Here is a 19,520-nt window from a genome sequence, read left to right on the forward strand (position 1 = left end):
CAGCTCACGGGGTGTCCACAGGGTCCTTTTCCGGCACGGTCAGCGGGCGCAGCACCACCCACAGGGCGAACAGCGCCGCCGCGACCAGCATGGCGACGCCCATCCACAGGTTGACGTTGATGCCGCCCGCCTTGTCCAGGTCTTCCTGGGAAGTGGCCGCGATGCCCATCACCGTCAGCACCAGGCCGTAGACGCCGAACAGCAGGGCCAGGATGCCGCGCAGGTCGAACAGCCCAGCGCGCTTGCGGTCGGTCATGGCCGGTCCTTCCTCACCAGAAGATGATGTTGAGCGCCAGGGTCAGCGCGAGCACGCCCGCGGCCAGCACGCCGGGCCTGCGGTACCAGCCCGCGTCCTCCCCGGTCGTGTCGTGCCGGAGCTGGTCGCGCGGGGTCAGCGACCACACCAGCCCGACCAGCTCCGCCGCGGGCTTGGGCCGGGTGACCAGCGACACCCCGACGCTGACCGCGATGTCCACCGCGAACGCCGCGCTCGCCGCGACGAAGCTCGCCCCCTGCCCGGCCAGGTTCAGCACGTCGGCGCGGTTGAGCACGTCCACGGTGATCGCCGCCGCGGTGCCCGCGATCAGCCCGAGGCCGCCCGCGAGCGGGGTCATCCGCTTCCAAAACATGCCGAGGATGAACGTGGCGAACAGCGGCGCGTTGAAGAAGCCGAACAGGGTCTGCAGGTAGTCCATGATGTTGTTGAAGCTGGCCGCGATGAACGCGGTCCCGATCGCGGCGAGGCAGCCGAGGACGGTGACGACGCGGCCGACGCGCAGGTAGTAGCCGTCCGGTTTGTCCTTGCGGACATAGGACTGCCACAGGTCGTAGGTGAACACGGTGTTGAACGAGCTGACGTTGGCGGCCATGCCCGCCATGAACGCGGCCAGCAGCCCGGTGATCGCGATGCCGAGCATCCCGTTGGGCAGCAGGTCGCGGATGAGCAGCAGGATCGCGTTGTTGTAGGTGACGCCGCCCTCGGCCGTGCCGCCGGACGCCTTGTAGGCGGCCAGTTCCGGCGACAGCACCGCGGCGATCATGCCCGGGATGATGATGACCAGCGCGATGAACGTCTTGGGGTACGCGCCGATCAGCGGCGTGCGCCGGGCCGCCGACATGCTCTTGGCCGACATCGCGCGCTGCACCTCGGCGAAGTTCGTCGTCCAGTAGCCGAACGAGAGCACGAAACCGAGCCCGAACACGATACCCAGCACCGAGAGCGTCGCGTCGCCGATGCCGGTGATGTTGGTGCCCGGCCAGGAGTTCAACTGCTCAGCCGCGGTGGCGGGGCTGGCGGCGCGGATCTTGTCGACCAGCCCGTCCCACCCGCCGACCCGGTGCAGCCCGACGAAGGTGAGCGGCAGCAGCATCGCCACGATCACGAAGAACTGCATGACCTCGTTGTAGACGGCCGCGGAAAGCCCGCCCAGCGACGTGTAGGCAAGCACGATCACGGCGGCGACCACGACCGAGAGCCACAGCGGCCAGCCGAGCAGCAGGTTGACCACGGTGGCGAGCGCGAACAGGTTGACGCCCGCGATCAGCACCTGGGCCGTGGCGAAGCTGAGCCCGTTGACCAGGTGCGCGAACTTCCCGAAGCGGCGCAACAGGAACTCGGGCACGCTGCGGACCTTGGAGCCGTAGTAGAACGGCATCATCACCAGGCCGAGGAACACCATCGCCGGGATCGCGCCGATCCAGTAGTAGTGCATCGTCGGGATGCCGTACTGCGCGCCGTTGGCCGTCATGCCGAAGATCTCGACCGCGCCGAGGTTCGCGGAGATGAACGCCAGCCCGGTCACCCACGCGGGCAGCGAGCGGCCGGACAGGAAGAAGTCGAGGCTGCTCGACACCGACCGCCGAGCGAGCGCCCCGATGCCCAGCACCATCACGAAGTAGACGGCCAGCAGGATGTAGTCGATGGGAGCCGCGTCCAGCCGCAGATCGGCCTCCGCCAGTAGGTGCATGCCTCCACCGCCCGTTCCTCGCCAGTGATCGGCATCAGCATGGACCCGCGCGGCCGCAACCGCACGGCGACGCTAGCCGTGTTTCCGCTCCTTGAGCGAGTTCTCCGCGTGATAGCGGTGCAGCCAGTCCGGGTGGTCGAGCGCCCTGGTCAGAATCTCCTCGACGCGCGGGTCGTCGATGGTGGCGAGGCGGACGAGGTCGGCGGTGGTCGGCTCGCCGATGCTGTCGACGTACAGCGCGGGGTTGGCGCGGGCGACGGCCGTGATGGCGACATTCCAGACGTCGATGGTCTCCCGGCCGAGTTCGGCCATCCGGCGCCGCAGGGCTTCCGGGACGTCGGTGGAGTCGTAGAGGCCGGTGACCCGGTGGAAACCGGCCGCCCCGAACGCGGCCAACCGGTCCATGACCGGCTGCTCGGCGCCCGGCTCGGTGTGGAAGAGATCGATCAGCGCCTGGTCGATCTCGGCCTCGTCGGTCCCTTCTGGACTCACCGGCGGACCGTGTCCTGATCGCCCGCGGTGACGAACGCGCGGATCGCCTCGGCCAGCCGCTCCGGCTGGTCCTCCGGGACCAGGGTGCCGCTGTCGGCGATCTCGACCAGGCGCCCGCGCGGGAACAGCTCGGCGAGGCGCCTGCCGTGCTCCTGGGGCATCAGCCGGTCCCGCCCCGCCCAGACGACGAGGACCGGCCGGTCGAACCGGCTCTGGCGCTCAGCCCACTCCAGCAGAACGCGCTTGCCGGGCACCGACGTGACGTACTTGCGCAGGTCCCGCCGAATGGTCGGATTGGTGAGCGACGGGTTGAGCCAGCGGTCGAGGATGTCGTCGGGAATGCCGTGGACGGTCATCCCGCCCCACACCTGGGGCCGGTTGCGCAGAAACCGCGACCGCAGCGGCAGCAACGCCAGCGAGAGCGCGCCCGGCACCTTCGCCGCCTTCGCCACCACCCGAGCCGCCCCCTTCGGCGGGTAGTTGTCGAACGCCTCACAGGCGACCAGCACCAGCCTGCCGACCCGCTCGTCCAGGTTCTCCGACACCAGCAACTGGCCCCCACCCCAGTCGCAGCCGACCAACGTCACCGCCGACAAATCCAACGCGGCGAGGAAGTCGGCGACGATCCTGGCCTGCCCGCGCAGGCTGAGGTCGGCGTCGGGCCGCATCGGCACCCGATGCCCACCCAGCGGCAGCGTCGGCAGGACACAGCGCAGGCCGCCGAGACCGGGCAGAACCTTGCGCCACAGCGTGTGGTCCATGGTGAGCCCGTGCAACAGCACCACGACGGGACCCTCGCCCCCGGTGTCCTCGTAGTGAATCCGGCCCGCGGGCACCATCACATCCGGCACGCCGTGCCTCCCCAGTGGATGAGCGAAACCTGAGCTATCTCACCAGGATAGGCACGACTCGCCCGTCAGGTCAGAACAAGCGGAACTCGTCGGACTCGATGCCGCGCAGGGAGTCGTAGTCGAGGGTGACGCAGCGGATGCCGCGGTCTTCCGCGAGGACCTTGGCCTGGGGCTTGATGATCTGGGCGGCGAAGACGCCCTGGACCGGGGCCAGCAGGGGGTCGCGGTTGAGCAGTTCCAGGTATCTGGTGAGTTGTTCCACGCCATCGATGTCGCCGCGTCGCTTGATTTCCACGGCCACCGAGACGCCCTCGGCGTCGCGGCACATGATGTCGACCGGGCCGATGGCGGTGGGGAACTCGCGGCGGACCAGGGAGTAGCCCTCGCCGAGGGTAGTGATGTGCTCGGCGAGCAGCTCCTGCAAATGGGCTTCGACGCCGTCCTTGACCAGGCCGGGTTCGGCGCCGAGCTCGTGCTTGGAGTCGTGGAGGATTTCCTCCAGGGTGATGACCAGCTTCTCGCCCGCCTTGTTCTGCACGACCCACATGCCGGGTTCCTCGATGAGCCAGCACGGCGGGGTCATCCAGTTCAGCGGCTTGTACGCGCGGTCGTCGGAATGGACCGACAGCGAGCCGTCGGCCTTCACCAGCAATAGCCGGTTGGCCATCGGGAGGTGGGCGGTCAGCCGCCCGGCGTAGTCGACCTGGCAGCGAGCGATCACAAGACGCACGGGTGGCAGGTTAGCCCGGTCCGGGGGCGGGCAGGATCGGGGGCGTGGAATCTCTCGACTCGACACAGGTCTATGCCAATGCGTGGATGACCGTCCGCGAGGACGCCGTCCGCCGCCACGACGGCAGCGCGGGCATCTACGGCGTCATCGACAAACCCGACTACGCGCTGGTCATCCCGCTCGACGGGGAGCGGCTGATGCTGGTGGAGCAGTTCCGGTACCCGGTGGGCGCGCGGCGCTGGGAGTTCCCACAGGGGACGGCGCCGAACCGGGCCGATCTGGACCCCGACGAGCTCGCGGCGCGGGAACTGCGGGAGGAGACCGGGCTGCGCGCGGCCAGCATCGTGCGCATCGGGTCGCTGGACGCGGCGCCGGGGATGACGAGCCAGCGGGGGCACGTGTACCTGGCCACCGGCCTGGAAGAGGGTGTGGCCGAGCGGGAGCTGGAGGAACAGGACATGCGCGCGGGCTGGTTCCCGCGCGCCGAGTTCGAGGCGATGATCCGCGACGGCCGGATCACCGACGCGCAGTCCATCGCCGCCTACACGCAGCTGCTGCTGCACGAGCACCACCAGTGATCAGCCGACCAGGCCCGCCTCCTGGGCCAGCACCGCGGCCTGCACGCGGGAGCGCAGGTCGAGCTTGGTCAGGACCCGCGACACGTGGGTTTTGACCGTGGCCTCGCCGATGCCGAGCTTGCGGGCGATCTGCTGGTTCGACAGGCCCTCGCCGACGCACACCAGCACGTCGGTCTCCCGGTCGGTGAGCTGGTCGAGGCCGGGGTGGCGGACCGCGGCCTTGGCCTCGGCGGCGGCGAAGGCGCTGATCAGGCGGCGGGTGACGCTGGGCTCGATGACCGCGTCGCCCGCCGCGACGACGCGGACCGACTCGATGAGCCGTCGGGCGTCGACGGACTTCAGCAGGAAGCCCGCGGCGCCGGCGCGGAGCGCGCCGTAGACGTAGGAGTCCATGTCGAAGGTGGTCAGGACCAGGACCGGGCACACCCGCGCGGCCACCAGCCGCCGGGTGGCCTCGATGCCATCGACATCGGGCATCCGGACGTCCATGAGCACCAGGTCGGGCCGCAGCGCGGTGGCCTTGCGCACGGCGGCGGCGCCGTCCTCGGCCTCGGCGATCACCTCGATGTCCTCGGCGCCGTCGAGGATCATGCTCAGCCCGGCCCGGATCGCCGCGTGGTCGTCGGCCACCAGCACCCTGATGGTCACTCGCCCTCCATCGGAAGCTCGGCGCGCACGCGCCACCCCTGCTCGCAGGGACCCGCGAGCAGCACCCCGCCGACCGCCTGCGCGCGCTCGGTCATGCTGATCAGCCCCGTGCCGGACGGGTTGAGCGCGCCACAGGCGCCGTCGTTGACCACCTGGACCACCAGCGTCCCGTCGGCCCGCCGCACGCTAACGTCGGCCGCCGCGCCCGGGGCGTGCTTGGCCGCGTTGGTGAGCGCCTCTTGCAGAATCCGGTATGCGGACAGGTCGACCGCGGCGGGCAGGTCCGCGGGCACGTCGGTGTCGGCGCGCACGCGCAGTCCCGACGCGCGCGCCGAGCGCAGCAGCCGGTCGAGTTCCCGCAGGCGGGCGGGCGAGGTCAGCTCGTCGTGGCCGTCTTCCGCGCGCAGCAGCCCGATCATGGCCCGCATCTCGGTGAGCGAGGCGACGCTGTTCTCCCGCACCGACCGGAGCACCGTCCGCACCGTCTCCGGGTCGCCGTCCTGCAACGACAGCAGGGCCTCGGACTGGATGGCGATCGCGGACAGATGCCCGGCGATGACGTCGTGCAGGTCCCGCGCCATGCTCGCGCGCTCCGCGTTGACCGCAGCCTCCCGGTCCAACTCGGCGATCCTGGCGAGCTGGTCGGCCCTGGCCCGCTCAGCCTCGGCGATCTCCCGCTGCTGCCGGACGTTCAACGCCCACCACACCGGCACCAGCGGCAACGGGCACACCCCCAGGAAGATCAGCAGCGACGTCCGCAGGTTGTCGGCGAACACCAGCGCGGCGACGAACGTCCCCACCATGAACACCCCGACGAGGACCACCAGCGCCCGACTGCCCCGCCGCGACCCGTTGAGCACCGCCGCGTAGAGCTGGTCCCCCGCCACGAGCAGCACCGGCAGCGACACCCCCATCGCCGCGTCGACCGCCCACAGCGGCAGCGCCGCCACCAACGCGGGCACAGCGGCCCGCTCCCGCGCGAGTTGCAGCAGGCTCATCCCACCGAGCACCAGCACCCGCGCCCAGTCCGGCCCCGGCAGCAGCCCCCCGTGCCCCACCAGCGGAAAGTCCACCGCGAACAACACGCAGCCAAGCCCGAAGGTGAGCACCGCGTGCCACACCGGACTACGCCACGGCCGCCGCCACGTCACACGCACCACCCCATCACAACACAGCCCCCCACCCGCGTCGTCATCCCGAAAACGGTCCCCCGGGTCCCCCAAAGTGATGACCCACCCCCCACCACCACACCGACGCGCACCCCCTCCCGCCCCCACCACACTCAACCCCGTGGGGAACTTCTTCGACTGGATCAGCGAAAACCCGATGGTCGCCCTGATCGCCGCGTGCGAGGTCGGCTTCTGGGTCCTGCTCGGCGCGGGCCTGCTGGCCCGCTACCTCCTGCGCTGGCCCAAAACCAGCGTCGCACTGCTGGTGGCCACCCCCGCCCTGGACGTGGTGCTCCTGACAGCGGCCGTCATCGACATCGGCAACGGCGGCCACGCCACCACCGCCCACGCCCTGGGCGCGACCTACCTCGGCTTCAGCGTCGCATTCGGACACAGCGTCATCCGCTGGGCAGACCAACGAGTCGCCCACCGCTTCGCGGGCGGCCCACCACCCCACCGCCCACCCAAACACGGCCCAGAACGCACACGCCACGAATGGCGAGAATGGACAAAGTGCCTACTGGCCTGCTCCATCGGCATCGCGGTACTGGCCCTGCTGTCCTTCGTAGTGGGCACCCCAGACCACACCGAAGTCCTGTGGTCCTCCTGGATCCCCAGACTGGCCACCATAACCGCCATCTGGCTAGCGGTAGGTCCACTATGGACAACCTTCGACCCCCGAAAGGCAGACGCCTAAAGCCATCTTCCAAAGGCAAAGAAGGCAAACCCGCACTCCTGCCAACCGGCACCCACGCTCGCCAGGTGCTCGATGGGGTGGAGTGGTTTCTTCGGGGGAGAAGGAAGATCGCTAAGCTGGCAGCGCGTGTGAGGCCGCAGGCTTCCCACCCTCTTTCACACGGGCGATCTTCCTTCGTAGGGGCCCCGAAGAAACCACTCCACCCCATCGAGCCAACCCCCACAACCCAGCCAGCAAGCAATCACACGACGACAGCGCGCTCGACTTCCTCAGCAGCCCGGCGGGTCCGCCGCCCACGATCACCACGTCGAACACTTCGGAATCCGTCAGGCTCTGACAGTCCGCCCATCCGTGCCGAAATGCCAAAACCCTTGCCATTATGGCAAGCTGGGGCGCATGGACGTCACTCAGGTTCTCGCGGGCATCGGCGCACGGCTCAAGGCGGTGCGGCAGGAGCGCGGCACGACCTTGGCCGCGTTGGCCGCCGAGACGGGGATCTCGGTCAGCACGCTGTCGCGGTTGGAGTCGGGCAACCGGAAGGCGACGCTGGAGTTGCTGCTGCCCATCGCCCGCGCCCACGGGGCCGACCTGGACGAGTTGGTCGGTCTGGGCACGACGCCGGACCCGAGGGTGCGCGCCGCCCCGAAGACGGCGGACGGGCGCACGTACTGGCCGCTCACCACGGCGCCGGGGCAGCCGAAGGCGTACAAGATCCTGATCCCGGCCACGCCGGACGAGCCCGACCTGCGCACGCACGAGGGCTACGAGTGGCTCTACATCCTCAGCGGGCGGTTGCGGCTGATCCTCGGCCAGCACGACCTGATACTGGCCCCCGGCGAGGCGGCCGAGTTCGACACCCGCGTGCCGCACTGGCTGGGCAGCGCTGGCGACGGCCCGGTCGAGGTGCTGATCCTGTTCGGCCGCCAGGGCGAGCGCGTCCACCTGCGCACCCGGGGGACCAAGGGAAACTGAACGGCGGGCGCCGGTGGCCGCCAGGAGACAGCCACCGACACCCGCCGGTCTAGAGCCTTACGCCAGGTTGTTCGCCTGGCGGATGACGCGCACGATCTCGGCCATGATCTCGGTCATCTCGTAGTCCTTGGGCGTGAACACCCGCGCGACGCCGTTCTCAATGAGGATCTTGGCGTCGTCAGGCGGGATGATCCCGCCGACGACGACCGGGACGTCACCGGCCCCGGCCGCGCGCAGGCCCTCGACCACCGCGGGCACCGCCTCCAGGTGCGAGCCGGACAGGATCGACAGCCCCACCACGTGCACGCCCTCCTGCACCGCAGCGGCCACGATCTGGTCCGCGGTCAACCGGATGCCCTGGTAGACCACCTCGAACCCGGTGTCACGGGCGCGCACGGCGATCTGCTCGGCCCCGTTGGAGTGCCCGTCGAGGCCGGGCTTGCCGACCAGCATGCGCAGGCGCTCGCCCAGTTCCTCGCCGGTGGCCTTGACCTGCTCGCGGACCTTCGCCAGCTCGGCGCCCGCCTCGCCGGACGCGGACGCGCCGGAGACGCCGGTGGGGGCGCGGTACTCGCCGAAGACCTCGCGCAGGGCCGCGGACCACTCGCCGGTGGTGACGCCCGCGCGGGCGCAGGCCAGCGTCGCCTCCATCAGGTTGGCGTCGGTCTTGGCCGCGTCACGCAGGGCGCGCAGCGTCTCCTCGACCGCGTCGGCGTCCCGGTCGGCCCGCCAGCGGGCGATCGCCTCGACGGCCTCCCGCTCGGCGATCGGGTCGACGGTCTCGATGGCCTTGGCGCCCTCGGCCTGCAGCGGGCTGGGCTCGGTGGTGTCGAACTTGTTGACCCCGACGATGGTCTCCTCGCCCGCCTCGATGCGCCTGCGGCGCTCGGCGAGGGAGCCGACCATCTGGGTCTTCATGTAGCCGCTCTCCACGGCCGCGACAGCGCCGCCCATGGCCTGCACGCGGTCGATCTCCTCACGCGCGCCCGCCAGGATCTCGTCGACCTTGGCCTGGATGACCGGCGAGCCGTCGAAGAGGTCCTCGTACTCCAGCAGGTCGGTCTCGTAGGCGAGCACCTGCTGCATCCGCAGCGCCCACTGCTGGTCCCAGGGCCGGGGCAGGCCAAGCGCCTCGTTCCACGCGGGCAGCTGGATCGCGCGGGCGCGGGCCTTGCGCGAGAGCGACACGGCCAGCATCTCCAGCACGATGCGCTGGACGTTGTTCTCCGGCTGCGCCTCGGTCAGGCCGAGGGAGTTGACCTGCACGCCGTAGCGGAACCGGCGCTGCTTGGGGTCGGCGATGCCGTAGCGGTCCCGGCAGATCTCGTCCCACAGTTCGGTGAAGGCGCGCATCTTGCACATCTCTTCGACAAACCGGACGCCCGCGTTGACGAAGAAGGAGATGCGGGCCACCACGTCGCCGAACTTGTCCTCCGGCAGTTGCCCGGAGTCGCGGACCGCGTCGAGCACCGCGATCGCGGTGCACATCGAGTACGCCACCTCCTGCACCGGGGTCGCGCCGACCTCCTGCAGGTGGTAGCTGCAGATGTTGATCGGGTTCCACTTCGGCACGTTGGCGACGGTGAAGGCCACCATGTCGGTGATCAGCCGCAGGCTGGGCCCGGGCGGGAACACATACGTCCCCCGGGAGAGGTATTCCTTGATGATGTCGTTCTGCGTGGTGCCCGCGAGCTTGGCGACGACCTCGTGCCAGTCGCGGCCCTCGGCCTCGGCCTGCTCCTGGGCCACCGAGACGTACAGCGACAGCAGCCACATGGCCGTCGCGTTGATCGTCATCGAGGTGTTGGCCTCGCCGAGCGGGATCTGGTCGAACAGGGTGCGCATGTCGCCGATGTGGCTGACCGGCACGCCGACCTTGCCGACCTCGCCCTTGGCCAGCTCGTGGTCGGGGTCGTAGCCGGTCTGCGTGGGCAGGTCGAACGCGACCGACAGACCGGTCTGCCCCTTGGCGAGGTTTCTGCGGTACAGCTCGTTGGACTTGGCCGCGGAGGAGTGCCCGGCGTAGGTGCGCATGACCCACGGCCGGTCGCGCTCTCGATCAGTGGGGTACGGCACCGAATAACCTCCGTGTTAATCAGTCCTTTTCGTAGATACTACTGGTCAGTAACACATTGTGGGGTCGTGCCATTGCTCACAGGGGACGGGGATGATGGGTGGCATGGACCTGCCCGCGCCGTATCTGACCCTGGTCGCGCTGCTGGTGGTCGGCCTGCTGGGGCTGGTGCTGCGGTGGGCGTTCGCCTCCGACGCCGACCGGCGCAAGGACTACGGGCTGCTGCGGGAGGTCGCCAAGGTGCCCAGTCCCGGTGCCGCTCGGTTCGTGGAGGAGCGGTTGCGGGAGGCAGGGGTGCGCGCGACGACCGTGCCCGCCGAGGATGGGGAGGGGCTGCGGGTGCTGGTGTTCCCGGCCGACGAGCGGGCCGCCATCGCCGCCCTCCTGGACTCCAGCCGCTGACTCACAGCGACTGGAGTCCGTCGAGGATTCGCAGTTTGCTGTCGATGGCGACGTCCGGGTCGTTCAGGCGGTGCCGGGCCGACCGCTGCTCCACGACCATGACGTAGTGGGTGTTGCGCACCGTGATCGGGATGCGGTTGCTGGGGCGCGGGTGGAAGTGGTCCAGCCGCCCGACTTCCCTGGCGTCCCCGAAGACCCGGGAGCTCGCGCCCTCGGCGTTCACTTCGAGCAGCTGCCTGCCCGCGAGCAGCCGCATGACCAGGGCGTCCACCAGCAGCCGGTAAAGCCCCGGGGCGTCGGCGGCCACCTCCCGCCCGGTCGACGCCGCGCTGAACGCCCGCACCGCGCCCGCCGCGAGCGGCTCGGCCTGGGTGGCGACCAGCCAGGAGAGCAGGAGTTTCGCGTCCTGGTCGTCGAGGATGGACAGCACGACGTCCTGCGGGCTCAGTTTCAGCATCACGCTGAAATGGTGCTTGTCCTCTTTCCGTTCCGCACCCCTGGTCATTCGGTGCAGGGCGTATTTGGCCTGCTGGTAAAGCACGTGGGTCAGCAGGGAGCGGATTCTCGCGCTGACGGTGACCGCGCCCGCGCCCGGGTCGCGGTCGGCCCAGTTCCGGGCGATGTCGCCTGCGAGCGTGTCGACCTCGGCGCGCGCTCGCCGGTAGATTCTGGCGTCGTCGCCATTCTGGTTCTCGAAGAATCCGACGAAGTCACCTGGGCTCGGCTGCGCCTCGCGACCGGCCGCAGGAGGTTTCCGCCCCGGTGTGGCGGCCTCAGGGGGTTTCCGTCCCAGTTTGGCGTACGGGGTGGAGACATTCGTCTGGGTGTTGGTGTTGATGGCGCCCACCCTGGTGTTCCGCAGCGACTCGGCCAGCGGCAGCGCGGTCAGCTCGTACCGCTTCTCCCCCGCTCCGGCGAGGGAGGCGTTGTACGCCGCGATGACCTCCGTCAAGGGCTTGGCCTTTTTCAGGCTGTCGATGAGCTTTTTCCTGGCCTGGATGTGCGCTGGCGCCTTGTATTCCTCCCGCGGCAGCGGACCGTAGACGATCTCGACGCTCGGCTGCGGCCTGCGGTCCATTCCCTCGATTTCGAGTTTCATCTTCGGCGGACCGATCTCGGTGCGTGTCGCGGTCTGGGCGAGCAGGTCGCCGTTGGCGACCGCCACGCCCTCGGGGACCTTCAGCGTCACCGCGCCCAACTCGACCTCCAGGCCGACGACGCGCGGATTCTGGATCTCTTGGGGCAGCGTCCGCGTTCCCGCGCTCATGTCCGCGTAGTCGGCGATGTACTGGTCGAGCAGTTCCGGGGTGACCTCGGCGCTCTCGACCAGTCGCCGCAGCCTGTCCTCGGACCCGGGGGCGCTGTCGTCCACGAGCGCGGCGGGGTTCTCACGGGCCCGGCGGATCTCGAAGTAAGTGATGAAGTCCGCGGTTAGCGACTCGTCCTGGGCGACCCGCCTGCGGAAGTCCGCGAGCGGCATCCGCTGCACGGTCAGCGTTTCGGCCGAGTGCCGCATCAGGCCCTGCGTCGCCGCGTTGCCCGCGGCGCGCTGCAATTCGAGCACGGCGGCCGGGCCGAGGCGCCGCTCGGGAGTCGGCTCACCGTCCGTGCCGATCTCGGGGGCGGGACCGCCCGCGCGAGCCGCGTGCCTTCTCATCACCTCAGCCTGCGCGGCGCGGCGCCCGACCGGAATGTCCGCTGGGGCATGACGCGGACACCCCGTCTGCCCGAACCGGTTCGGGCAGACGGGGTGTACCAGCAGACGGGTGGGGCTAGCGGATGGGGAAGACGACCCCCGCCGAGGTGCCGCCCCGGCGGGTGGGTTCGCCTACCGCCAGGACTTGGCCGCGGTGGATGAACTCCAGGGCCGCCGCCGCGCCGATTTCCGCTTGTTCGGTGAAGGCGTGGCCCAGGGTGCGCAGGCCGCCCGCCTGGGTGATGAAGGCAGGCTCGGCTGTGGTGGTGGGGGTGTTGCGTTGGGTGGCGCGGGGGCTGGCCACCGCTTCCGGGAGGGGCATGCCGAAGTCCAGCCGGTTCACCAAAACCTGGAGGACCGTGGTGATGATGGTCGAGCCGCCCGGCGAGCCAAGGGCCAGGAACGGTTTGCCGTTCTTGAGGACGATCGTGGGGGACATGCTCGACCGGGGGCGCTTGCCGGGGGCGGCGAGGTTGGGGTCGGGGGCGGAGCCCTGGGTGGGGATGAAGTTGAAGTCGGTCAGCTCGTTGTTGAGCAGGAAGCCGCGCCCGGGGACGACGATGCCGCTGCCGCCGACCTGTTCGATGGTGTTGGTGTAGGTGACCACGTTTCCGCGTGCGTCGGAGACGACGAAGTGGTTGGTGTGCACCTCGTTCTCGTCGGCCTCGGTGCTGGTGGCGGCGGGGGCGCAGCCGGTGGCGCCGGGGGTCCCCGGGGTGGTAGGGGCGGGAATGACGGTGGCGGGGTTGATCAGGCAGGCGCGCGTGCGGGCGTAGGCGTCCGACAGCAGTCGCTGTTGCGGGACGTCCACGAAGCGGGGGTCGCCGATGTAGCGGTTGCGGTCGGCGAAGGCGAGCTTGCTGGCCTCCAGGTAGTAGTGCAGGGCCTTGGTGCGGTCCAGAGCGCCCAGGTCGACGGTTTCGAGGATGTTCAGCGCCTCGCCGACGGTGATGCCGCCGCTGGAGGACGGGGCCATGCCGTAGATGTCCAGCCCCCGGTACTGGCTGTGGGTCGGCGCCTGGTCGATCGTGCGGTAGCCGCGCAGGTCCTCGACGGTCATCTTTCCCTTGGGCGGGTTGATGGTCGCGTTGGCGGCGAGTGGGGGGTTCTGGACGGTGGCGGCGACATCGTGGCCGATGGGGCCGCCGTAGAAGGCCTGGGTGCCGTGGCGGGCGATTTCGCGGTACGTGTCGGCCAGGTCGGGGTTGCGCAGCGTGGAACCGACCGCGGGTGGGGCTCCGCCGGGCAGGAACAGCGCCGCGGTGGAGGTGAACTGCTTGAACCGCGCCTGGTTCTGCTCGATCTCCTTGCGCAGCTGGGGGGTCACCGGCCAGCCCCGGTCGGCGACCTTGATGGCGGGCTTGAGCGTGTCGGCCAGAGTGAGCCTGCCCCAACGCTGCAACGCGCGTTCCCAGGTGGCCAGCATGCCGGGGGTGCCGACCGACAGGCCGCTGGTGACCGCCTCGGTGAACGCGTACGGCTTGCCGGTGGCGGGGTTGATGAACATGTCCGGGCCGCCAGCGGCTGGCGTGGTCTCTCGACCGTCGATTGTGGACACTTCGCCGGTGCGGGCGTCGTAGTGCACGAAGTACCCGCCGCCGCCGAGGCCCGCCATGTTCGGGTCGGTGACGCCGAGGGTCGCCGCGACCGCGACGGCGGCGTCGGCCGCCGTTCCGCCGTGCCGCAGCACGTCGAGGCCCGCCTGGGTCGACTCGACGGTGTCCGACACCACCGCCCCGCCGTATCCCTTGGCCACCGCCGTCTTCTCCAGTGGCCGGGACGCGGTCGCGACCGACGAGGACGTCAGCCCGGTGACGGCCACGCTGACTGCGAACAGCACGCCTATTCTGCGGCGAACACGCATCACGACCTCTTCCCGTTGGCTTACCGCGGTGTTCCAGTTCTACTCGCCACCCAGGGCCCCTGCCACCCAGCGAACACGGCAGGACTACGGCGGCAACCGGCAAACCGCGGGCCATTCGGCCATTCAGCGGCGAGCATTCAGGAAAACGGCGACAAACTCGGACAACGGCGGAAACCGGGACGGGAGCGGATTTCCGCGCCTGTTCCCCGCGTCAGGCGCCGGGCGACATCGGTTCCGCGTCGACGCGGCGGACGTCGGCGCCTAGGCGTTGCATGTTCTCCACGAACATCGGGTAGCCGCGGTCGATGTGGAAGACGTCCCACACCTGGGTGACGCCCTCGGCGCACAGGCCCGCGAGGACCAGGCCGACGCCAGCGCGGATGTCGGAAGCCCACACCGGGGCGCTGGAAAGCTTCGGGACGCCGCGCACGACCGCGTGATGGCCGTCGGTGCGGGCGTCCGCGCCGAGCCGGATCATTTCCTCCACGAAACGGAACCGCGCCTCGAACAGGTTCTCGGTGATCATCGACGTGCCGTCGGCGATGGCGGTCAGCGCGATCGCGAACGGCTGCAGGTCGGTGGCGAAGCCGGGGTAGGGCAGGGTCACGAAGTCGACCGCGCCGGGGCGGCCGTGCTGGGTGACGCGGAAGCTGTCCTCAGCGGTGGTGATCTCCGCGCCCGCGGTCCGCAGCTTCTCCAGCACCAGGTCGAGGTGGTGCGGGTCGACGCCCTTGACGGTGATGTCACCCCGAGTCATGACCGCGGCGAACGCCCAGGTGGCCCCGACGATCCGGTCGCCGACGACGCGGTGCTCGGTCGGCTGCAACGAGGTCACGCCGTGCACGGTGAGGGTGGAGGTGCCCGCGCCCTCGATCTTGGCGCCCATCTGCTGGAGCATCACGCACAGGTCGACGATCTCCGGCTCGCGCGCGGCGTTGTCGATCACCGTGGTGCCGTCGGCGAGGACGGCGGCCATCAGGATGTTCTCGGTGGCGCCGACGCTGGGGAAGTCCAGCCAGATTTGCGCGCCGTGCAGATTTTCCGCGTGCGCGACCACGCAGCCGTGCTCGATCTCGCTGCTCGCCCCGAGCTGGCGCAGGCCGTTCTGGTGCATGTCCAGCGGCCGGGAGCCGATCGCGTCGCCGCCGGGCAGCGCCACCACGGCCCGCTTGCAGCGCCCGACCAGCGGGCCGAGCACGCACACCGAGGCCCGCAGCTTGCCCATCGACGCCGAGTCGGCGCGGTGGTTGAGCTCGGCCGGGGTGGTGATCCGCGCGGTGTCGCCGTCGAGGTCTACCGCGCAGCCCAGGCTGCGCAGCACGTCGGCCATCAGCGGGACGTCCAAAATCTCCGGGCAGTTGGTCAGCGTCGTGGTGCCCTCGGCGAGCAGTGCCGCCGCCATCAGCTTGAGCACGCTGTTCTTGGCGCCGACGACCTCGACCTCGCCGACGAGCCGGGCGCCGCCGTGAACCTGGAAGTGCTCTGTCACGCGAGCAATGATGCCCCGCCGGGTGCGCGCGGCCACGCGCGGCCCTCACGACCGCGACAGGGTCCCGAACAGCTCCTCGATCTGGCCGGTGATCGCCGACGCGGTGCCCGGCGCCAGGGTCACCCAGTGCCGCGCCGCGCTGGGCCTGCGGGTGAACAGGTAGCGGTGGCGGTCGGTGTCGTAGACGCTGACCACGTAGCCCGCGCGGACCCGCCGCTCGAACCGCGGCGTGCGGGCGGCGCCGAAGTGCGCGACCCGCATGACGTTCCCGACGACCTCGGCGAGCTTGCCCGCGTCCGCGCGCCCGACCCCGCTGGCGGCCAGCGCCGCGGCGAACACGGTCGGGTCGGACCCGGCCCGCCGCGCCGCGGCGTCGAGGTCGTCGGCGGGCACCGTGACCGAGTGCCCGGTCCCCGGCGGGCACGGCGGCAGCAGCGACACCGCGGTCGCGCTCGCCCGCGCCCGCGACACCGAGCACAGGCCAAGCGCGCGCCGGTCGAGGACGGCGACGGTGGCCTGCGCGCCCCGGCCCGCGATCAGCGCGGAGACCCTGGGCTGGTCAAGGCGCAGGTGCAACCTGCCGTCGAGTTCCCAGTCCGGGCTGGCCAGGCGACGCAGCCACTTCTCCAGCCGAGGGTCGAAGTCCCCCGGCTCGCCCAGCCCGCGCGCCGACAACGACCGCCAAGCCGCCCGCCGCAGGTCGTCGCGCTCGGCGAAGGTGCGGCCGTGCGACGGGATGTCCAGGATCGGGTGGAACGAGCCGAGGTCGAAGTGCTCCCAGAGGAAGTCGTACTCCGGCCAGCTCAGTTCCACGGGTCTGCCCACTGTGGACTACTCCGCGCCGAGAACCGGCGGCGACACGTACGGATCGCCGTCCCAGAAGTCGTCGTGGCGCTCGTGCAGGTACGCCGGGGCGGCATGCTCCCGGTCTTCTGCCGGGGGCAGCGCGGCGCCGCCGCCCATCGGCACGGCGCCGAGCCCGCCGCCCCTGGCCCGTGCCACCGGTTCACCCCGCCGCGCTTCCCCGGCGGGCGGCGACCCACGGCCCTGCTCGCCGTGGCTGCGCTCGCCTCGGCGGTGCTCTCCCCGGCCCGGCCACCGGCGAACGCTTCGCCGCCACCGGCCCGGCGCGCGCCACCGCGGTCCTGCTCGCCGCTCCGCTTCCGCTCAACCGCGCCGATAACCGGGATCTGGTCGCTCACCCGGGCGACGGGCGCGCTGTCCCGCCGCGCCAGCTCGCCCGCCTGGTCCATGCCTGAGGGGACGACACCGCTGGCGGAGGTGCGTTCCGTGCCCTGGTGGCCAGGAATCGCCTGCCGCCCCACGGGATCGGCCGCGCCGTCCCGATGTGCGACGGCGTCCCGGTTCTCCGGCGTGCTGACGTCCCGGTTCTCCGATGTGCCGCCGTCGCCGCCCTCGTCCGCGGGCCGCGGTTCCCGGCTGGGTGGCTCGACGGCGGGCCCGGACCGGGTTCGCGCACTGTCGGTGGGACCCACGATGACCCCGTCCGCCGACTCGGTGACCGTCGAGGTGGCCGGGGTGACCGCCACGGCCACCGACTGCGGCGGGACGAACGCGCCCACCGACCCCACCGCGGCGTCGGACACGGTCGCGTAGGCGCGCATCAGCTCCACCGCCCGCTGCTTCGCCTCCTGCGCGGCCCGCTCCTGCTGGTCCTGGTCGGTCTGCCCGCCCAGCAGGTGCACGAACCCGGCGGCGATGCCGCCGAAGTCGGAGTTCGCCGTCGAGGTCACCGGCACCGGCTCCGGCATGTGGTTCGCGGTGTGCGCGAACGCCTCGCCGATGTCGCGGACGCTGGTGTTGGTCGCCGCACCCGCCTGCCCCGCGTCGCCCGCCCACTGCGCCAACGGCATGGTCCCGGCGGTCATCGCCTCGACGGCCAGCCCCTCCCAGGTGGCTCCCGCCGCCGCGAGCGCCTGCTCGGTGTCCGCGCGCGACTCGATCATCAGCGCGGTGAACTCCAGCCACGCCCGCTCGGCGTCGGCCACCGCGCCCGGCCCGTTCGCCTCGGCGTGGACCATGTCGAAGAGTTTGCGGTGGGTGTAGAACGCCCAGTTGTCCTCCGGCGTTCGCCCTTCGATCCGCCCGGTCACGACGCCACCAGGGTGGCCATCGCCGACTCCGCGAGCTGGCGCGCGTACTCGCAGCGCTCCTGCACCCGGTCGACCACACGCAGGTCGGGAATCACGGTTGCCAACAGGTATTGCCCGTCCGCGGTGTCGACGGCCACCTCGCACCCCAGTTTGTCGAAGTCCAGCGTCAACTCGATAGCCGGGAACCCGGCCACTGGCTCGGTGTCCGCCACGACCGTCCGGCGGCTCCCGTCATACCAACGCGAGAAACCCTCGGTGACCACCGTGGTGAGATTGATGGTCGCCACGTTCGAGGAATAGAGACAGCCAAGGGACCGGAAGAACTCGCTCATCTTCGGCACGGTCGGCTTGTCGATGTGGAGCTTCGCCCAGTCCGCCGCGGGCACCAGCGTGCACGGGTCCTTACCGTCCAACCGGATCTCGCGTGGACGCTGCGGCCGCGCGGTCGAACTCGGCGGCGAGTCGTCAACGGTCACCCCGACCGGCACCGGCTGACCGGCCGTCTCGGTTGTGCAGCCAGCCATCGCGGCCCCGCCCAGCAGCGCGAGCGCGAGGATTCCACGCGCCAGCCGGGTCACTCGGCCATCCGCTCGAACGCCTGCCGGTTCTCGTCCTCGACGCGCGCGTAGGTTCGGGCCATCTCGCTGAGGGAGTCGACAACGGCGCCCAACTGGTCCAGGTACCCCTGGGCGGCGGCAACGGCCGATTCCCCGTTCGCCCCCAGCTCCGCCACCGTCGTGGCGCTGCACGGGTCGGCGCCTGGCGGGGGGACTTCGACCAGCGACTGACGTTTGGCAGTCAAGAAATCGCGAACCTTGTCTCGGCGATCCTCAAATCGACGGATCAGTTCGAGAATCCGGTCCGGCTCGACCCGCATCGTCGCGATCGGCAGGCCCGCGCCCACCGGCCCGGCCACCTGCCCATCCGGGTAAAACGGCACAGCCCCACCCCCGTGAGTAACCGCCCGTACGCGCTACGGCACCCCGTTGACGCTAGCAACGAGCGCCGCCGAGTCCGATGGTTATGGCGAGATTTACCCGGACGGCAGATGGCGGACCCGGCCTTCGTGCGCGGTCAGTAGGGTGAGGCCATGTCGGTTCGTATCAATCGGGTCTACACCAAGGTCGGCGACAGCGGCACGACTGCGCTGGGTGACGGCTCCCGCGTCCCCAAGACCTCTCCCCGCCTGGCGGCCTACGCCGACGTGGACGAGGCGAACTCCGCGATCGGCGTCGCCATCGCGCTCGGGCAGCTCGGCGACGAGCTTGGCGAGGTGCTGCGGGCCGTGCAGAACGACCTGTTCGACGTCGGCGCAGACCTGTGCGCGCCAATCGTCCCGGACCCGCCGTTCCCGCCGCTGCGGGTCACCGAGCCCTACATCACCCGGCTGGAGGGCTGGATCGACGGGTTCAACGAGCGGCTGGGGAAGCTGACCTCGTTCATCCTGCCCGGCGGCACCCCCGGCGCCGCACTGCTGCACGTGGCCCGCACGGTCACCCGGCGCGCGGAACGCAACGCCTGGGCGCTGCTGGAGGACGACCCGGAGCGCACCAACATCCTGGCGGCGAAGTACCTCAACCGGCTCTCGGACCTGCTGTTCGTCCTGGCCCGAGTCGCCAACCCGGACGGCGACATTCTGTGGAAGCCCGGCGGCGACCGCTGACTAGGGCCTGTGTCGAAGTACCGGTGCGTGTCAGTCGTGATCGGGGTGGTTCCTGGCGGTGCGGCCGCGGCGCCGCTCGTACCGGTGTTGTACTTGGGCGTCGTGGCCGTGCCG

Annotated in this window: 20 protein-coding genes; 5 read left to right on the top strand and 15 right to left on the bottom strand. The window is 70.6% G+C overall.

What is annotated here, in order from left to right:
• Nucleotides 1–4 precede the first annotated feature (4 nt).
• The 5 genes from ACZ6SD_RS27615 to nucS form a co-directional block, all read right to left on the bottom strand.
• Nucleotides 5–256: a hypothetical protein gene (locus ACZ6SD_RS27615; protein WP_465319920.1), complete on the bottom strand. Its 252-nt coding sequence runs from the start codon at nt 254–256 to the stop codon at nt 5–7.
• Between the two features lie 13 nt (nt 257–269).
• Nucleotides 270–1,967 (bottom strand): sodium:solute symporter family protein, encoded by a 1,698-nt coding sequence (locus ACZ6SD_RS27620; RefSeq protein WP_465319921.1) that lies wholly within the window; start codon nt 1,965–1,967, stop codon nt 270–272.
• A gap of 72 nt (nt 1,968–2,039) precedes the next feature.
• A complete protein-coding gene (locus ACZ6SD_RS27625) occupies nt 2,040–2,459 on the bottom strand; it encodes a hypothetical protein (RefSeq protein ID WP_465319922.1) in 420 nt (139 codons plus the stop codon).
• Nucleotides 2,456–3,310, bottom strand: coding sequence for an alpha/beta fold hydrolase (locus ACZ6SD_RS27630; RefSeq protein WP_465319923.1), 855 nt, complete (start codon nt 3,308–3,310; stop codon nt 2,456–2,458). Before ACZ6SD_RS27630 ends, ACZ6SD_RS27625 begins: the two co-directional genes overlap by 4 nt.
• 70 nt (nt 3,311–3,380) lie before the next feature.
• Nucleotides 3,381–4,040, bottom strand: coding sequence for an endonuclease NucS (nucS, locus tag ACZ6SD_RS27635; protein WP_465319924.1), 660 nt, complete (start codon nt 4,038–4,040; stop codon nt 3,381–3,383).
• Between the two features lie 44 nt (nt 4,041–4,084).
• On the opposite strand from nucS, the gene ACZ6SD_RS27640 reads away from it, so the two are divergent.
• Nucleotides 4,085–4,618: an NUDIX domain-containing protein gene (locus tag ACZ6SD_RS27640; RefSeq protein ID WP_465319925.1), complete on the top strand. Its 534-nt coding sequence runs from the start codon at nt 4,085–4,087 to the stop codon at nt 4,616–4,618.
• Here the strand turns inward: ACZ6SD_RS27640 and ACZ6SD_RS27645 are convergent, their stop codons facing one another.
• Together ACZ6SD_RS27645 and ACZ6SD_RS27650 are read right to left on the bottom strand one after the other, a co-directional pair.
• The gene (locus ACZ6SD_RS27645) at nt 4,619–5,266 is read right to left on the bottom strand and encodes a response regulator (protein ID WP_465319926.1); all 648 of its coding nucleotides are present in this window, start codon (nt 5,264–5,266) and stop codon (nt 4,619–4,621) included. It lies immediately after the preceding gene.
• Entirely contained in the window at nt 5,263–6,417 is a 1,155-nt protein-coding gene (locus ACZ6SD_RS27650) for a sensor histidine kinase (RefSeq protein WP_465319927.1), read from the bottom strand. The genes ACZ6SD_RS27645 and ACZ6SD_RS27650 overlap by 4 nt, the downstream gene beginning before the upstream one ends.
• A 139-nt stretch (nt 6,418–6,556) precedes the next feature.
• Here ACZ6SD_RS27650 and ACZ6SD_RS27655 point away from each other — a divergent pair, with 139 nt between their 5' ends.
• Together ACZ6SD_RS27655 and ACZ6SD_RS27660 are read left to right on the top strand one after the other, a co-directional pair.
• Entirely contained in the window at nt 6,557–7,132 is a 576-nt protein-coding gene (locus ACZ6SD_RS27655; RefSeq protein ID WP_465319928.1) for a hypothetical protein, read from the top strand.
• Between the two features lie 396 nt (nt 7,133–7,528).
• Nucleotides 7,529–8,104 carry a helix-turn-helix domain-containing protein gene (locus ACZ6SD_RS27660; protein ID WP_465319929.1) on the top strand — a complete coding sequence of 192 codons (576 nt, stop codon included), beginning with the start codon at nt 7,529–7,531 and terminating at the stop codon, nt 8,102–8,104.
• A 57-nt stretch (nt 8,105–8,161) separates the two neighbouring features.
• Here ACZ6SD_RS27660 and ACZ6SD_RS27665 read toward each other — a convergent pair whose 3' ends face one another.
• Nucleotides 8,162–10,180: a protein meaA gene (locus ACZ6SD_RS27665; protein WP_465319930.1), complete on the bottom strand. Its 2,019-nt coding sequence runs from the start codon at nt 10,178–10,180 to the stop codon at nt 8,162–8,164.
• A gap of 103 nt (nt 10,181–10,283) precedes the next feature.
• On the opposite strand from ACZ6SD_RS27665, the gene ACZ6SD_RS27670 reads away from it, so the two are divergent.
• Nucleotides 10,284–10,580: a hypothetical protein gene (locus tag ACZ6SD_RS27670; RefSeq protein WP_465319931.1), complete on the top strand. Its 297-nt coding sequence runs from the start codon at nt 10,284–10,286 to the stop codon at nt 10,578–10,580.
• Nucleotide 10,581: 1 nt separating this feature from the next.
• Here the strand turns inward: ACZ6SD_RS27670 and ACZ6SD_RS27675 are convergent, their stop codons facing one another.
• The 7 genes from ACZ6SD_RS27675 to ACZ6SD_RS27705 all read right to left on the bottom strand — a co-directional run bounded on the left by ACZ6SD_RS27675 (nt 10,582) and on the right by ACZ6SD_RS27705 (nt 18,659).
• Nucleotides 10,582–12,237 (bottom strand): hypothetical protein, encoded by a 1,656-nt coding sequence (locus ACZ6SD_RS27675; RefSeq protein WP_465319932.1) that lies wholly within the window; start codon nt 12,235–12,237, stop codon nt 10,582–10,584.
• Between the two features lie 115 nt (nt 12,238–12,352).
• On the bottom strand, nt 12,353–14,140 hold the full coding sequence (gene ggt, locus ACZ6SD_RS27680; protein ID WP_465319940.1) for a gamma-glutamyltransferase: 1,788 nt from the start codon (nt 14,138–14,140) through the stop codon (nt 12,353–12,355).
• 211 nt (nt 14,141–14,351) lie between these two features.
• A complete protein-coding gene (gene murA, locus ACZ6SD_RS27685; RefSeq protein ID WP_465319933.1) occupies nt 14,352–15,629 on the bottom strand; it encodes a UDP-N-acetylglucosamine 1-carboxyvinyltransferase in 1,278 nt (425 codons plus the stop codon).
• A 45-nt stretch (nt 15,630–15,674) separates the two neighbouring features.
• The gene (locus tag ACZ6SD_RS27690) at nt 15,675–16,454 is read right to left on the bottom strand and encodes an ESX secretion-associated protein EspG (protein WP_465319934.1); all 780 of its coding nucleotides are present in this window, start codon (nt 16,452–16,454) and stop codon (nt 15,675–15,677) included.
• Nucleotides 16,433–17,743 carry a PPE domain-containing protein gene (locus ACZ6SD_RS27695; protein ID WP_465319935.1) on the bottom strand — a complete coding sequence of 437 codons (1,311 nt, stop codon included), beginning with the start codon at nt 17,741–17,743 and terminating at the stop codon, nt 16,433–16,435. Before ACZ6SD_RS27695 ends, ACZ6SD_RS27690 begins: the two co-directional genes overlap by 22 nt.
• On the bottom strand, nt 17,740–18,321 hold the full coding sequence (locus ACZ6SD_RS27700) for a DUF3558 domain-containing protein (protein ID WP_465319936.1): 582 nt from the start codon (nt 18,319–18,321) through the stop codon (nt 17,740–17,742). The genes ACZ6SD_RS27695 and ACZ6SD_RS27700 overlap by 4 nt, the downstream gene beginning before the upstream one ends.
• Nucleotides 18,318–18,659: a PE domain-containing protein gene (locus ACZ6SD_RS27705; RefSeq protein WP_465319937.1), complete on the bottom strand. Its 342-nt coding sequence runs from the start codon at nt 18,657–18,659 to the stop codon at nt 18,318–18,320. The genes ACZ6SD_RS27700 and ACZ6SD_RS27705 overlap by 4 nt, the downstream gene beginning before the upstream one ends.
• A gap of 174 nt (nt 18,660–18,833) precedes the next feature.
• On the opposite strand from ACZ6SD_RS27705, the gene ACZ6SD_RS27710 reads away from it, so the two are divergent.
• Nucleotides 18,834–19,406 carry a cob(I)yrinic acid a,c-diamide adenosyltransferase gene (locus tag ACZ6SD_RS27710; protein WP_465319938.1) on the top strand — a complete coding sequence of 191 codons (573 nt, stop codon included), beginning with the start codon at nt 18,834–18,836 and terminating at the stop codon, nt 19,404–19,406.
• Nucleotides 19,407–19,520 lie beyond the last annotated feature (114 nt).

The organism is Actinokineospora sp. NPDC051303 (assembly GCF_055586285.1).

Coding starts and splice junctions, on each gene's coding strand:
- ACZ6SD_RS27660 (WP_465319929.1), top strand. CDS start 7,529: ATGGACGTCACTCAGGTTCTCGCGGGCATCGGCGCACGGCTCAAGGCG.
- ggt (WP_465319940.1), bottom strand. CDS start 14,140: ATGCGTGTTCGCCGCAGAATAGGCGTGCTGTTCGCAGTCAGCGTGGCC.
- ACZ6SD_RS27670 (WP_465319931.1), top strand. CDS start 10,284: ATGGACCTGCCCGCGCCGTATCTGACCCTGGTCGCGCTGCTGGTGGTC.
- ACZ6SD_RS27675 (WP_465319932.1), bottom strand. CDS start 12,237: ATGAGAAGGCACGCGGCTCGCGCGGGCGGTCCCGCCCCCGAGATCGGC.
- ACZ6SD_RS27620 (WP_465319921.1), bottom strand. CDS start 1,967: ATGCACCTACTGGCGGAGGCCGATCTGCGGCTGGACGCGGCTCCCATC.
- ACZ6SD_RS27615 (WP_465319920.1), bottom strand. CDS start 256: ATGACCGACCGCAAGCGCGCTGGGCTGTTCGACCTGCGCGGCATCCTG.
- ACZ6SD_RS27710 (WP_465319938.1), top strand. CDS start 18,834: ATGTCGGTTCGTATCAATCGGGTCTACACCAAGGTCGGCGACAGCGGC.